General features: G+C 73.6%; 14 protein-coding genes. 13 read left to right on the top strand and 1 reads right to left on the bottom strand.

Annotated features, from left to right (window positions below; all coding sequences use genetic code 11):
- Nucleotides 1-103: 103 nt before the first annotated feature.
- From amaB to HZF07_RS08220, 6 genes are all read left to right on the top strand, one after another.
- On the top strand, nucleotides 104-1,633 hold the full coding sequence (gene amaB, locus HZF07_RS08245; protein WP_157340822.1) for an L-piperidine-6-carboxylate dehydrogenase: 1,530 nt from the start codon (nucleotides 104-106) through the stop codon (nucleotides 1,631-1,633).
- 189 nt (nucleotides 1,634-1,822) lie between these two features.
- Nucleotides 1,823-3,973 (top strand): DEAD/DEAH box helicase, encoded by a 2,151-nt coding sequence (locus tag HZF07_RS08240; protein WP_232523027.1) that lies wholly within the window; start codon nucleotides 1,823-1,825, stop codon nucleotides 3,971-3,973.
- A 118-nt stretch (nucleotides 3,974-4,091) separates the two neighbouring features.
- On the top strand, nucleotides 4,092-4,586 hold the full coding sequence (locus HZF07_RS08235; protein WP_157340819.1) for a GAF domain-containing protein: 495 nt from the start codon (nucleotides 4,092-4,094) through the stop codon (nucleotides 4,584-4,586).
- On the top strand, nucleotides 4,538-4,771 hold the full coding sequence (locus tag HZF07_RS08230) for an ANTAR domain-containing protein (protein WP_157340817.1): 234 nt from the start codon (nucleotides 4,538-4,540) through the stop codon (nucleotides 4,769-4,771). Before HZF07_RS08235 ends, HZF07_RS08230 begins: the two co-directional genes overlap by 49 nt.
- Nucleotides 4,772-4,848: 77 nt before the next feature.
- Nucleotides 4,849-5,361 (top strand): sigma-70 family RNA polymerase sigma factor, encoded by a 513-nt coding sequence (locus HZF07_RS08225; protein ID WP_157340815.1) that lies wholly within the window; start codon nucleotides 4,849-4,851, stop codon nucleotides 5,359-5,361.
- A complete protein-coding gene (locus HZF07_RS08220; RefSeq protein WP_157340812.1) occupies nucleotides 5,358-6,086 on the top strand; it encodes an anti-sigma factor family protein in 729 nt (242 codons plus the stop codon). The genes HZF07_RS08225 and HZF07_RS08220 overlap by 4 nt, the downstream gene beginning before the upstream one ends.
- A 4-nt stretch (nucleotides 6,087-6,090) precedes the next feature.
- Here the strand turns inward: HZF07_RS08220 and HZF07_RS08215 are convergent, their stop codons facing one another.
- The gene (locus HZF07_RS08215) at nucleotides 6,091-8,070 is read right to left on the bottom strand and encodes a CDP-alcohol phosphatidyltransferase family protein (protein WP_309504662.1); all 1,980 of its coding nucleotides are present in this window, start codon (nucleotides 8,068-8,070) and stop codon (nucleotides 6,091-6,093) included.
- 47 nt (nucleotides 8,071-8,117) lie between these two features.
- Between HZF07_RS08215 and HZF07_RS08210 the strand changes: the two genes are divergently transcribed.
- The 7 genes from HZF07_RS08210 to HZF07_RS08180 are packed head-to-tail and all read left to right on the top strand — an operon-like array spanning nucleotide 8,118 to nucleotide 14,100.
- Nucleotides 8,118-9,152 carry a zinc-dependent alcohol dehydrogenase gene (locus HZF07_RS08210; RefSeq protein ID WP_181644944.1) on the top strand — a complete coding sequence of 345 codons (1,035 nt, stop codon included), beginning with the start codon at nucleotides 8,118-8,120 and terminating at the stop codon, nucleotides 9,150-9,152.
- The gene (locus tag HZF07_RS08205) at nucleotides 9,140-9,520 is read left to right on the top strand and encodes a 6-pyruvoyl trahydropterin synthase family protein (protein WP_181644943.1); all 381 of its coding nucleotides are present in this window, start codon (nucleotides 9,140-9,142) and stop codon (nucleotides 9,518-9,520) included. Before HZF07_RS08210 ends, HZF07_RS08205 begins: the two co-directional genes overlap by 13 nt.
- Nucleotides 9,517-10,422, top strand: coding sequence for a glycosyltransferase family 4 protein (locus HZF07_RS08200; protein ID WP_181644942.1), 906 nt, complete (start codon nucleotides 9,517-9,519; stop codon nucleotides 10,420-10,422). The genes HZF07_RS08205 and HZF07_RS08200 overlap by 4 nt, the downstream gene beginning before the upstream one ends.
- The gene (locus tag HZF07_RS08195) at nucleotides 10,419-11,174 is read left to right on the top strand and encodes a lysylphosphatidylglycerol synthase domain-containing protein (protein ID WP_157340810.1); all 756 of its coding nucleotides are present in this window, start codon (nucleotides 10,419-10,421) and stop codon (nucleotides 11,172-11,174) included. Before HZF07_RS08200 ends, HZF07_RS08195 begins: the two co-directional genes overlap by 4 nt.
- Complete coding sequence (locus tag HZF07_RS08190) at nucleotides 11,167-11,862, top strand: RibD family protein (protein WP_181644941.1); 696 nt, start codon at nucleotides 11,167-11,169, stop codon at nucleotides 11,860-11,862. Before HZF07_RS08195 ends, HZF07_RS08190 begins: the two co-directional genes overlap by 8 nt.
- A complete protein-coding gene (locus HZF07_RS08185) occupies nucleotides 11,859-12,503 on the top strand; it encodes a GTP cyclohydrolase II (protein ID WP_157340808.1) in 645 nt (214 codons plus the stop codon). The genes HZF07_RS08190 and HZF07_RS08185 overlap by 4 nt, the downstream gene beginning before the upstream one ends.
- The gene (locus HZF07_RS08180) at nucleotides 12,460-14,100 is read left to right on the top strand and encodes an MDR family MFS transporter (RefSeq protein WP_157340807.1); all 1,641 of its coding nucleotides are present in this window, start codon (nucleotides 12,460-12,462) and stop codon (nucleotides 14,098-14,100) included. The genes HZF07_RS08185 and HZF07_RS08180 overlap by 44 nt, the downstream gene beginning before the upstream one ends.
- Nucleotides 14,101-14,136: the final 36 nt, after the last annotated feature.

The following is a 14,136-nucleotide window of genomic DNA, read 5'->3' as shown; positions in this document are numbered from 1 at the left end:
TAGCCACAGACGTTGTGGTCGTTCCGGGGCCGCGGGAGCAGCCGGTTCGTCGCTGGCTATCCCGGCGGACCACGTCCGACCGAGATCGTGTAGGAAGGCGACCATGACCTCGATCCCGTCGCAGTCCGAGCTGTCCGCACTCGCCCTGGAGACCGCGCGCCGGTGCGGGGTGGACCTGGCGGCGTCCGCCGGCGACGTCCCCACGTCCTCGCCGGTCAACGGGCAGGGCGTGACGACGATCGGCTGGCGCGACGCGGCGTACGTCGACGAGGCGGTCGGTCGCGCGCAGGAGGCGTTCCGGGAGTGGCGGCGGGTGCCGGCGCCGGCGCGTGGGGCCCTGGTGAAGCGCTGGGCCGAGCTGCTCGCCGAGCACAAGGACGACCTCGCGACGCTGGTGAGCATCGAGGCCGGGAAGATCACCTCCGAGGCGCGCGGCGAGATCCAGGAGATGATCGACATCTGCGACTTCGCGGTCGGGCTGTCGCGCCAGCTCTACGGCCGCACGATGCCCTCCGAGCGGCCCGGCCACCGGCTCATGGAGACCTGGCACCCGCTCGGTGTGGTCGGCGTTATCTCGGCCTTCAACTTCCCGGCCGCCGTCTGGTCCTGGAACACCGCGGTCGCGCTCGTCTGCGGCGACCCGGTCGTCTGGAAGCCGTCCGAGCTCACCCCGCTCACCGCGCTCGCCTGCCAGGCGACCCTCGCCCAGGCGATCGCCGAGCACGGCGCCCCCGAGCACCTCTCGCAGGTCGTCCTCGGCGGCCCGGAGGTCGGCGAGGCGCTCGTCGACCACCCCGGCGTCGCCCTGCTGAGCGCCACCGGCTCGACCCGCATGGGCCGCGCCGTCGGCCCGCGCGTCGCCGATCGCTTCGGCCGCAGCCTGCTCGAGCTCGGCGGCAACAACGCCGCGGTCGTCACGGGCAGCGCCGACCTCGACCTGGCCGTGCGTGGCATCGTCTTCGCCGCCGCTGGTACGGCGGGGCAGCGCTGCACCACCATGCGCCGGGTCATCGCGCACACGAGCGTCGCCGACGAGCTCACCGACCGCCTCGCCGCGGCGTACGAGCGGCTGCCGATCGGCAACCCGATGCAGGAGGGCACGCTCGTCGGCCCCCTCGTCAACAAGCGCGCCTACGACGCGATGGCGGCGGCCATCACCGACGCGACGGGCGACGGCGGCAAGGTCGTCGCCGGCGGCGGCCGCGCCCACGAGGACCTCGCTCCCGACGCCTACTACGCCCGACCGGCCATCGTCCGGATGCCCGAGCAGACCGCGGTGGTGGCGCGAGAGACGTTCGCGCCGCTGCTCTACGTGGTGACCTACGACGAGTTCGAGCACGCGATCGAGATCAACAACGCCGTCCCGCAGGGCCTCTCCTCGAGCGTCTTCACCCAGGACCTGGTCGAGGCGGAGCTCTTCGTCTCCGCGGAGGGCTCCGACTGCGGCATCGTCAACGTCAACATCGGCACCTCGGGCGCCGAGATCGGCGGCGCCTTCGGCGGGGAGAAGGAGACCGGCGGCGGCCGGGAGTCGGGTTCGGACGCGTGGCGGGCCTACATGCGCCGCGCGACCAACACGATCAACTTCTCCGGGAATCTGCCGCTCGCCCAGGGTGTTGACTTCACGATCTGAGTTTCCGGGCTGAGTTGCGCCCGGGCTCACACCCGGCGGGGATGCCGCGCTACGATGGCGGCGTCGTCGGACCCGTCGGGTCCACGTTCATCGGTCTCGTGCGCAGCGCACGCCGACCGGATCGCGCCGCAGCCGGGCCCTTCGGGTCCATCTGTCCGCACGCGCGTTCGTACTCCGGAGGAGGGGTCCTTGGCTCGACAGGGCCAGCAGCAGACGGCGAGCCGCCGTACGTCGTCGAACCGGTCGTCGCAGCGCAACGGCCAGCGCAACGGCCGACGCCGTCCGCTCGACAACGACGGCATCATCCCGATCCTCGCCCGCGCCGTGCGCGAGGTCGAGAACGCCGTCGCGCGCCGCTCCAACGTCCCCAACCTGCGCAGCAAGTTCCAGGTCGTCGCCCTGCTGGCGCGCGAGGAGCGGGCCCGGGTCAAGTCGGACACGGAGATGACCGACGCCCAGCGCAACGAGCAGCTCAAGCGGCTCGACGGCATCGCGACGATCCTCGCCAAGACCGCCGCGCAGGAGCCGTCGCTCTTCGCGCTGCTCGCCGAGAACGCGACGATCTCCGACTCCGCCAAGGCGCTGCGCAAGGAGATGATCGCGGCAGCCGGCTTGGAGGCCGAGGTGGAGCCCGAGCCGGAGGCGGCGCCCGAGGCCGACGGCAGCGCCGAGCGCCGCGTCGTGCCCCAGTCGGTGCTCTCGCGCCAGCTCGCCAACCCGTTCCTCGCCCCCGACTTCTCCGTGCAGCGCAAGCAGCTGACCCACCGGCTGGCGACGTGGGAGCTGCTCGGCCCGCTCTTCCGGTCCTTCGAGTACGCCGTGGCCGGTGCGACCTCCTGCATGCCCCTGCCGGAGGCCGAGTCGCTGCAGGCACCCGGCGGTCACGTGCTGATGAAGCACCAGGCCCAGCTCGTCGAGGCCGCCCGCCAGGGCCACCGCACGTTCCTGCTCGCCGACGAGCCCGGCCTCGGCAAGACGGCCCAGTCGCTCCTGGCCGCGCAGGCCGTCGAGGCGTTCCCGCTGCTCGTCGTCGTCCCCAACGTCGTCAAGATGAACTGGGCCCGCGAGGCGAGCATGTGGACCCCCAACCGCACGGTGACGGTGATCCACGGCGACGGCGAGGACATCGACGGGTTCGCCGACATCGTGGTCGTCAACTACGAGGTGCTCGACCGGCACGTCGGCTGGATCGCCGACCACGGGTTCCGCGGCATGGTCGTCGACGAGGCGCACTTCATCAAGAACAAGAGCTCGCAGCGCTCGCAGCACGTGCTGCACCTCGCCGACCGCATCCGCGAGCGCACGGTACGACCGCTGATGGTCGCGCTCACCGGCACGCCGCTGATCAACGACATCGAGGACTTCCGGGCGATCTGGCAGTTCCTCGGCTGGATCGACGACAAGAAGCCGCTGCCCGAGCTGATGGCCGCGCTCGAGGAGACCGGGCTGACCCCCGCCGACCACAGCTTCTACCCGGCCGCGCGCCGGGCCGTGGTCGACATGGGCATCGTCCGGCGCCGCAAGGTCGACGTGGCGGCCGACATCCCGGCCCGCCGGGTCGCCGACCTGCCGGTCGAGCTCGACGACGACCTCGGCCGCTCGATCCGCGACGCCGAGCGCGAGCTCGCGCGGCGCCTGGTCGAGCGCTACGAGACCGCGCTGGCGACCCGCAAGACCGGCAGCGTGGTCGAGGGCATCGACCACCAGCTGGTCCGCCAGGTCGCGGGCTGGGAGCGCGAGGACTCCGACAGCTCCAGTGGCGAGAACGTCTTCACGATGATGCGGCACATCGGTCAGGCGAAGGCCGGTCTCGCTGCCGACTACGCGGCGCAGCTGGCCCGCAGCGTCGGCAAGGTGGTCTTCTTCGCCAAGCACATCGACGTCATGGACACCGCCGAGCAGACCTTCGCCCGGCGCGGCATCAAGTACTCCTCGATCCGCGGCGACCAGACCACGAAGAACCGCGAGGCGCAGATCAAGGCGTTCGTCGAGGACCCGGAGGTCGAGGTCATCGTCTGCTCGCTCACCGCGGCCGGTGTCGGCATCAACCTGCAGGTCGCGTCCAACCTGGTGCTCGCCGAGCTGTCGTGGACGGACGCCGAGCAGACCCAGGCCATCGACCGGGTGCACCGGATCGGCCAGGAGCTCCCGGTCACCGCGTGGCGGATCATCGCGGCGCAGACGATCGACACCCGGATCGCCGAGCTCATCGACAGCAAGGCCGGTCTGGCGGCCCGGGCGCTCGACGGCGCCGGGGAGTCGGTCGAGACGTCGGTCGACGTCCAGCTGGAGGCCCTGGTGACGCTGCTGACCGACGCGCTCGAGGAGAAGTACGCCTGACTCGCACCGACGGGTGAGATGCGGAGAGCCTGCTTGAATCTTCACCCGCTGTGAGCGATTTTTGGTGCTACCTCGAGCAGCCGGGGACTTGGGTCACGAGGCCAGGAGTCCGGTTTCCATGCAGCACGACGAGCTCGCGCAGATGCTCGCCAAGGTGTCCGAAGAGCTCGCAGGGGAGCGGGACGAGGTGGTCACGACCGCCCGCGCCTGCGAGCTCGCCGTCGAGGTGGTCGAGTCCTGCGACCACGCCTCCATCGCCCTGCGCTCCCGACGCACCGGCTTCCGGACCGTCGCCGCATCCTCTCCGCTCGCGACCTCGGCCGACGAGCTCCAGTACGAGCTCGCGCAGGGCCCGATCGTCGAGACCGTCGCGACGGCGGAGGTCTGCCGCAGCAACGACGTCGCGTCCGACCTGCGCTGGCCGACGTGGGGGATCCGGGCCTCCGAGATCGGCATCCGGTCCCTGGTGTCGGTGCAGCTGACCGCCGGCCGGCACACGCTCAGGGCGCTCACGTTCTACTCGCACCGCCGCAACGCCTGGGACGAGCAGGCTACGACCTGGCGGTGCTGTTCGCGACCCACGCGGCGCAGGCGCTCGACGCCGCGCAGGTGATCGCCGGACTGCGCGCCGCCCTCGGGAGCAGGCACCAGATCGGCGTGGCGCAGGGCATCCTCATGCAGCGCCACGGGCTCACCATCGAGCAGGCATTCGCGGTGCTGCAGCGCTTCTCGCACGAGTCGAACACCAAGCTCAACGACGTCGCCGCCGAGATCGCGCGGGAGCACCACGAGGGGTGACCGGTGTCACGGCACACTGGTGCCGACACCACTGAACCGCCGGGCACCTCCGCCCGTGTCGGTGGTGGGAGGTGGTGATGGCCGAAGGTCCGGTGGCCCTGATGCAGCAGCTGCACGACGAGCACGCAGCCGCGCTCTGGGGCTACTGCCTGCGCCTGACCGGCAACGACCGGGCCAGGGCGGAGGACGTGGTGCAGGAGACCCTGCTGCGCGCCTGGCGCAGCGTGGCGGCGCTCGACGAGTCGCAGGGGTCGGTCCGGGCCTGGCTGTTCAAGGTGGCACGCAACATCGTGATCGACGACTGGCGCACGAAGCGCAACCAGAGCGAGATCGTCGTGGCCGACGTGCCCGACGGGCGCGGCGAGCCGGACCGCACCGACCAGGTGCTGCTGTCGTGGGTGGTCGCCGAGGCGCTGACCAGGCTGTCCGCCGAGCACCGAGGGGTGCTGCTGGAGTGCTACTACCGCGGCCTGCCGGTCGCCGAGGCGGCCGAACGGCTCGGCATCCCGCCCGGCACCGTGAAGTCGCGGACCCACTACGCGCTGCGCGCCCTGCGCCTGGTGCTCGAGGAGATGGGGGTCGTGGCATGACCGCGCCCTGCCCCTTCGCGTTCGACGACGCCGCCTACGTGCTGGGCGCCCTGCCCCCGGCCGAGCGGCTCGCGTTCGAGCGCCACCTCTCCGGCTGCGCCGAGTGCGAGCGGTCCGTGCGCGAGATCGCCGGTCTCCCGGGTCTGCTGGCGCGGGTGCCGGTCGACGACGTCGAGGTCCCGCCGGCCGCGGAGCCGCTGCCCGACACGCTGCTGCCGGCACTCCTGGACCACGCCCGTCGCACCGAGCGACGGCGCCGCTGGGTGGTCGGGCTGGCCGCTGCGGCGGCCGTGGCCGCGATCGCGGCCGCGTCCGTGACGGTGTTCGCGGTGGTGGACGACGACGGCGGCTCCCCGGTCGCCGAGCCGCCGGCGAGCAGCGGCCCGTCGACCGCGCCGGCCCAGGACATGACCCCGGTCCATCCCGGTGGCGACGACGCCGCGACCGTCGCGCTCACCTCCGTCGCCTGGGGCACCCGCCTCGACGTCGTCTGCCGGTGGGCCGGTGAGGGCGAGGAGCCGGGCTACGGGGACGACGGCTCGGCCCCGACGTACGCCCTGGTCGTGCGCTCCACGGACGGCGACACCCAGCAGGTGGCGACCTGGACCGGCCTGCCGGGCAAGACGATGAAGGTCAGCGGCGCGACCTACCTGGCCCGCGACGACATCGCCGCGGTGGAGATCCAGACCTCCGACGGGCGGCCGGCGTTCGAGCTCGCCGGCTGACGCCTCACCCCGAGAAGGCGTCGAGGAAGCGGTCCCGGACGGCGTCCATCCGCCACACCGGCCCGTCCTCGCTCGGCCGCAGCCCGGGGCGCCAGCCCCAGCCGGCGATCCGCCGCAGCACGCGCGGGTCGCGCGCGACCACGGTGACCGGGACGTCGTGTCCGGGTCGCGGCCCGGTGACGTAGGAGTGGGGCTGGTGGTCGCCGAGCACGAGGAGCACGAGGTCGTCGTCGGGCTGCGTCTCCAGCCAGGACACGAGCGTGGTCAGCGAGTAGGCGATGTTGCGGTCGTACTTGTCGCGGACGTCGTCCAGGGTCTCCGCACGGGGCCGCAGCCGGGTCCCGTCGCCGACCTCGTCCCAGGGCACCAGCGACGGTGGTGGCGTCCACGGGTGGTGGCTCGACACCAGGTCGATCTCGGCGAAGACCGGGGACCCGGTGAGCTCGCGGTCCTGGAACGTCGAGAGCGTGTACTGGTCGGGCACCTTGGCGTAGCCGCTCTCCGGACCGCGGTAGCCGACGTTGCGCGAGTCGTAGAGGCGGTCGAAGCCGTAGAACGCCTGGCCCTCGGGCCAGTCCCGGGTGTTCGCCGGCACGTCGAACGCCGTGCGCCAGCCGGCCCGCTCGAACGCCGACGTGAGCGTGGTCCGGTCCGCGTCGAGCAGCTGGTCGTAGCGGCGCTGGCTGTCGACCCACAGGCCGGACTGGAGCGTCGAGTGCGCCAGCCAGCTCGCCGCCCCGAACGTCGGTGAGGTCAGGAAGGCGCTGCGGGTGTGCCACCCCGACGCGTCCAGGCGACTTGTGCCGTCGGTGACGGCCGCCGACGTCGCCGGCATGTCGAGCGCCACCCGGCCGTAGGACTCGACGAACACCACCAGCACGTCCGCGCCGCGCAGCCTGCGCAGGTCGGGCGGCGCGCCGGCGTACGGGTCGGTGTCGATCTCGGCGGCGAAGGCCCGCTGGTCGGCGAGGTCGGTGTGCACCTGTCGCACCTCGTCGACGGCGAGCCCGCCGGCCGCCGTCGAGCCCAGCGGGAGCAGGGGCGCGACCAGGCAGGCGGCGCCGAGGGCGTACGCCGGGCGCCGGTGCCGGGCCAGCGACCCGGCCACCCGGACCGTGGCCAGCGGCAGCGCGACCAGGAGGGCGACGACGGTGACCAGGGCCAGCGCGGCCGTCGCCCAGGCGGCCGGGTCGCCGATCGAGTCGCCGAGCACGTCGACGCCCGGGCCGAGGTAGTGCCAGTCGGTGACGGGGTCGAACGGCCGGTCCAGGAACGTCTCGAACCCGCGGTCCATCGCGTGCACGACGACCAGCACCGCGAGCAGCACCCCGAGCAGCGCGGCGGCGACCCGGCGGCCACGGGGGAGCAGGGCGACGCCCACCAGCACCAGCGCCTCGGCGGGCACCCGCAGCAGCCCCGCCGGACCCGCGGGCAGCAGCAGCGCCGCCCAGACCACGCCGATCGCCACCAGGGTCGGCCCACCGCCGGTGGGGTACGCCGTGGCGGGCTCGGTCCGGCAGCGCCAGAGCCACCACACGTCGCGGCCAAAGGACTCCGCGAGCAGCGCGAGCGCGACCACCAACGCGGCCGACGCGACCGCGCGCGGCACCAGCCCGGAGAGCGCGACCGCGAGCACGATGCCCTGCACCGCGGCGACGACCTTGCGCCAGTAGCGCGGCGGCACCGGGCGCCGTAGCCAGGGCGCGACCCGCTCCGCCAGCCAGAGCAGGTAGCGCGCGGCGCCGATCAGCAGCACCCACCAGCCGTACGCCGCGGCGGCGTACCCGCTGAGCACGGCGATGAGGAAGGCGTCGGTCTCCATGTCGAACCGGGCGCCGAAGCGGCTCGCGGTGCCGGTGCGACGGGCGACCTGGCCGTCGACCCAGTCGAGCGCGAGCCCGAGGGCGACCAGCGTCAGACCGGTGCCGGTGGGCCCGACGACCGCGAACCCGATCGCCAGCGCCAGCCGCACGCCGGTGATCACGTTCGCCGGATGCTGAACCCGAGCCACCGCGCCTCCGTGTGTGGGGTGTGACCAGCCATACGGCACCGACTCGGGTCCGGTTCACCGGCACGCGCACCGCGACGGCCTACTGGCTGCGCGAGCCCGGCACGGGCGAGCTGCGCGTCGAGGACCTGCCCGAGCCCGGTCCCGGCGAGGTGCTGGTGCGCTCCCTCCACTCGGGCATCAGCCGCGGGACCGAGCTGCTGGTCCACCGTGGCGGCGTGCCCGCCGAGGAGCGCGAGGCGATGCGCGCTCCGTTCCAGGCCGGCACCTTCCCCGGCCCGGTCAAGTACGGCTACCTCTCCGTCGGGCGGGTGGAGGCGGGCCCGGCCGCGCTGCGGGGGCGCACGGTCTTCTGCCTCCACCCGCACCAGACGGCGTACGTCGTGCCGGCCGACGCCGTCGTCGTGGTCCCCGACGGCGTGCCCGCGCGCCGGGCGGTGCTCGCCGGCACCGTCGAGACGGCGCTCAACGCCGTGTGGGACCTCGGGCCGCTGCCCGGTGACCGGGTCGCGGTGGTCGGCGCCGGCATGGTCGGGTGCAGCGTCGCCCGCCTGCTCGCGCGGATCCCCGAGGTCGAGGTCACGCTGGTCGACGTCGACCCCCACCGGGCCGACGTCGCCCGGCAGCTGGGCGTCGGCTTCGCCGACCCGCCGATGGCCCCGACCGGGCTGGACGCGGTCGTGCACACGAGCGCGACCGCCGCGGGGCTGCAGCGGTCGCTCGACCTGCTCGCGCCGGAGGGCACCGTGCTCGACCTCAGCTGGTACGGCGACCAGCGCGTGCACCTCGCGCTCGGCGCCTCCTTCCACTCCCGGCGGCTGACGGTCCGGGCCAGCCAGGTGGGTGCCGTGGCGGCCGCGCGCCGGCACCGGCACTCCCACGCCGACCGGCTCGCGATCGCGCTGCGGCTGCTGCGCGACCCGGCGTACGACGCGCTGCTCACCGGTGACTCACCGTTCGAGGACCTGCCCGAGGTGATGGCCGCCCTCGCCGCCGGGCGGCTGGCCGGCCTCTGCCACACGGTCACCTACGCCGAGGGGGACCCGTGTACACCGTGACGGTCCGCGACCACATGATGATCGCCCACAGCCTGCGCGGCGAGGTGTTCGGACCCGCGCAGCGGCTGCACGGCGCGACGTACGTCGTGGACGCGGCGTTCTCGGGCCCGGAGCTCGGGCCCGACGGCATCCTGCTCGACATCGGCGCCGCCACCGAGCTGCTGCGCGGCGTGCTGGGCGGGCTGACCTACCGCAACCTCGACGACGAGCCCGACCTGGCCGGCGCCAACACGACCACGGAGGTGCTCGCCCGGACCGTCGCCGACCGGCTCGCCGCCGGGGCCGCCGCACTCGGGCCGGCGACCCGGCTCGTCGTCACCCTGCACGAGTCGCACGTCGCGTGGGCGAGCTACGAGAGGTCGCTGTGACCGTCCACGTGGTGCGTCCCGAGGGCGTCGACGACCCGGCCCGGCCGAGCGGCGGCAACGTCTACGACCGCCGGGTGATCGACGGGCTCGGCGCCGTCGAGCACGCCTCCATGGCGACCGTTCCCGACGGCGCGATGGTCCTGGTCGACGGCCTGCTGGCGGGGCCGGAGCTGGTCGAGGAGGCCGCTCGGGTGCGGCTGGTCGAGCTGGTGCACATGCCGCGCGCGGAGGAGTGGGAGGGCGCCGTGCTCCGCGCCGCAGCGGGGGTCGTGTGCACCAGCCGCTGGACCCGCGCGTTGCTCGTCGAGCAGCACGCGCTCGACCCGGACCGGGTCGTCGTCGCCGAGCCCGGGGTCGACCCCGCGCCGTTGACCCCGGGCTCGCCGACGGGGACCGCGCTGCTCTGCGTCGGTGCCGTCACCCGGCTCAAGGGCTACGACGTGCTGGCCGCCGCGCTCGGCACGCTCGGCGACCTGCCGTGGTCGTGCCGCGGCGTCGGCTCCACCGCGATCGAGCCCGGCTTCGCGTCCGGTCTCGACCCCGTCGTCCGGTTGACCGGTCCGCTGCCCCGGGCGGAGCTCGACGCGACGTACGCCGAGGCCGACCTCGTCGTGCTCGCCTCGCGCGCCGAGACCTACGGCATGGTGGTCACGGAGGCGCTCGCGCGGGGCGTGCCGGTGGTCGCCAGCGACGTCGGCGGGGTGCGCGAGGCGCTCGGCGGCGGTGGGGTCCTGGTCCCGCCCGACGACGCCGACGCGCTGGCTGCCGCACTCCGGCGCTGGCTCACCGACGCCGGGCACCGCGCCGCGCTGCGCGACGCCGCGCGTGAGCGCCGGGACGCGCTGACCGGATGGGACCGCACGACCGCCCTGGTGGCCGAGGCGCTGGCGGCGGCGCGATGAGCCCGCGGCTGCGGGTCCTCGGCGGGGCCGCCGTCCTCGCGGCCGTCGCGTGGTGGGTCGGCCCGGAGCCGTTCGTCCAGGCCGTCCGGTCGGCCGGCCCCGCGGCGCTCGCCGCCGCCATGGCGATCACCGCTGTGACCACCGTCTGCTGCGCGTGGCGGTGGCAGGTGCTCGCCCACCGGCTGGGCGTCGAGGTGCCGCTGCGCGACGCCGTGGCGGCCTACTACCGCTCACAGTTCCTCAACGCGACCCTCCCCACCGGGGTCGTGGGCGACGTGCACCGAGCCGTCCGGCACGGGACCCTCCCGGTGGTCGCCGACCGCGGGAGCGGTCAGGCGGTGCAGGCGGTTGCCGCGGGTGGCGTGCTCCTGCTCGGGCCGGCACCGTGGGCCTCGGCGCTGCTCGCGGCCGGGCTCGTGGCCGCCCTGGTGCGCTGGCCGGTCGTCGTCGTCGCGTCCTTGGTCGCGGCCGCGGGGCACGTGGTCGTCTTCCTGGTCGCGGCCCGTGCCGCCGGCACCGGCGCGTCGCTCGGTGCCCTGCTGCCGCTCGCGCTGTTGGTGATGCTGGCGGCCGCCGTACCCCTCAACGTCGCGGGCTGGGGCCCGCGCGAGGGCGTCGCCGCGGCCGCGTTCGCCGCCGCCGGCCTCGGCGCCGCGCAGGGTGCCACGGTCGCCGTCCTCTACGGCGTGCTCGCGCTGGTCGCCACGCTGCCCGGCGCGGTGCTGTGGACGAGAGGAGTGGTCCGTGCCTGAGCGCCCCTACACCCTGCTGAGCTGCGCGATGTCCCTCGACGGCTACCTCGACAGCGCGGGCGAGGAGCGGCTCGTGCTCTCCGGCGACGCCGACCTGGACCGCGTCGACGAGGTGCGGGCCGGCTGCGACGCGATCCTCGTCGGGGCGACCACGGTCCGTCGGGACAACCCGCGGCTGCTGGTGCGCTGCCCCGAGCGGCGGGAGGAGCGCGTGGCGCGCGGGCTGAAGCCGTCCCCGGTCAAGGTCACCGTCACCTGCGGGGCCGCGCTGGATCCGGCCGGCCGGTTCTTCACGACCGGGGAGTCCGAGAAGCTCGTCTACTGCCCGACCGCGACGGCCGCTGCGGCCCGCGCCCGGCTCGGCGCGGTCGCCACGGTCGTCGACGGCGGCGCCCAGGTCACGATGCGCCGGCTGGTGGAGGACCTGCACGCCCGCGGCGTACGCCGGCTGATGGTCGAGGGCGGCGGCACCCTGCACACCCAGTTCCTCGCGGGCGACCTCGCTGACGAGCTGCACCTGGTGGTCGCGCCGTTCTTCGTCGGAGACCCCCGCGCTCGCCGGTTCGTCGACGACGGCGCCTTCCCCTGCGGCCCCGGACACCCGGCGAGGCTGGCGGACGTCCGGCGCGTCGGCGAGGTCGTGCTGCTGCGCTACGCGCTGTCCGACCGCTTCGAGGAGGCGACATGAGCACGCTCCGGACCTCGCTCACCCTGCCGATCCGACTCCAGGGCTGGTCGACCGTCGCCCTGGTCCACACCTTCGACGGCCTCGCGGACGGCGCCGAGCACCTCGCGATCCGGCTGGGCGATCCCGGGTCGGTGCCCCTGGTGCGGGTGCACAGCGAGTGCCTCACCGGCGACGTCCTGGGCAGCGAGCGCTGCGACTGCGGCCCGCAGCTGCACGAGTCGGTGCGCCGCATCGAGGCCGAGGGCGGCTACCTGCTCTACCTGCGCCAGGAGGGCCGCGGCATCGGGCTCTACGCCAAGCTCGACGCCTACGTGCTCCAGGACGAGGGCCTCGACACCTACGAGGCCAACCGGGCGCTCGGGTACGCCGAGGACGCGCGCGACTACACCGTCGCCGCGCAGATGCTCCTGGCCCTCGGGGTGCACCGGGTGGCCCTGCTCAGCAACAACCCCGACAAGGCCGCCCAGCTCACTGCCCTCGGCATCGACGTCGCGCAGCGGTTGCCGACCGCCGCGCACCTCTCCACCAGCAACGGCCGCTACCTCGCGGCGAAGGTTCGGCACGGCCACCAGCTGCCGACCCTTAGGCTGACGCCCGATGAGCGCGAACCCGCAGCCGGGCGCGGTGCCCGCCACCGCTGACCAGTCCGGCGACTACACCCACCGCCAGGTCCTCACGATCCTGTCCGGGCTCATGCTCGGCATGTTCCTGGGCGCCCTGGACCAGACGATCGTCAGCACGTCGATCCGCACGATCGCCGACGACCTCAACGGCCTGTCGGTGCAGGCGTGGGTGACCACGTCGTACCTCATCACCGCGACGATCACGACGCCGATCTACGGCAAGCTCGGCGACAACTACGGTCGCAAGAAGCTGTTCATGTTCGCGATCACCGTCTTCATCGTCGGCTCGGCGCTCTGCTCGTTCGCGACCTCGATGTACCAGCTCGCGGCGTTCCGGGCCTTCCAGGGCCTCGGTGCCGGCGGCCTCTTCACGCTCGTGCTCGCGATCATCGGCGACATCGTGTCGCCCCGTGAGCGTGCCCGCTACACCGGCTACTTCATGGCGATGTTCGGCACCTCGAGCGTGCTCGGTCCGCTCATCGGCGGCTTCTTCGCCGGGCAGGACACGATCCTCGGCATCGACGGCTGGCGCTGGGTCTTCCTGGTCAACGTGCCGATCGGCATCGCCGCGCTCGCGGTCGTCTCGCGCACCCTCCACATCCACCACACCCCGCGGCACCTGCGGATCGACTGGTGGGGCGCGATCGCGCTCGTCGTCTCCCTCGTGCCGCTGCTGACGGTGGCCGAGCAGGGCAGGCAGTGGGGCTGGGACTCGCCCCGGTCGGTGGCCTGCTACGTGATCGGCGCGATCGGCGCGCTGGCGTTCGTGCTGGCCGAGCGGGCGATGGGCGACGCGGCGCTGATCCCGCTGCGGATCTTCCGGATCCGGCCCGCCGCGGTCACGATCGCGGCGAGCGTCATCGTCGGCATGGCGATGTTCGGCGGCATCATGCTGCTGCCGCAGTACATGCAGATCGTGCACGGCGCCTCGCCCACCGAGGCCGGCCTGCTGATGCTGCCGATGGTGCTCGGCCTGATGACCGGCTCGATCGGCTCCGGCCAGGTGATCTCCCGCACCGGGCACATCCGCTGGTTCCCGGTCGTCGGCTCCGCCTTGATGGTCGTCGGGCTGTTCCTGCTCTCGTTGTGCACGGCGGACACCGCGATGATCTGGGTGAGCCTGTCGATGCTGGTGCTCGGCCTCGGTCTCGGCAACTGCCTCCAGCCGATCCTGCTGATCGTGCAGAGCTCGGTGCCGCCGACCGAGATCGGCGTCGCCACCAGCTCCGCGACGTTCTTCCGCCAGATCGGTGGCACGCTCGGCGTCGCGATCTTCCTGTCGGTGCTCTTCAGCACGGTCGGCGGCAACATCGAGGACGCGATCAAGGTCGAGTCGCAGACGCCGGAGTTCCAGCAGGCGGTCGCCGACGGGCACGGTCTCGACCCGTCGATGATCCACCAGATCCAGGACGACTCCTCGTTCATCGAGACGCTCCACCCCGCCATCGCGCACCCGTTCAAGGTGGGCTTCGCGGAGTCGATGGACCTGGTGTTCCAGCTGGCCGCCGGTGTCGGCGTGCTCGCGTTCCTGATCCTGCTGCTGCTCCCGCCGGTGGAGCTGCGGGCGACCTCGGCGAGCGTCGCGGCGCGCGCGGAGGCGGAGCCTGGTCTCTAGGGTGGCTGTCGTCGTCCTCCCGGGCGCCAAGTGTTC

The organism is Nocardioides agri, from assembly GCF_013778305.1.
GTDB classification, from domain to species: Bacteria; Actinomycetota; Actinomycetes; order Propionibacteriales; family Nocardioidaceae; genus Nocardioides; species Nocardioides agri.
This window is presented reverse-complemented; position numbering and strand designations above follow the sequence as displayed.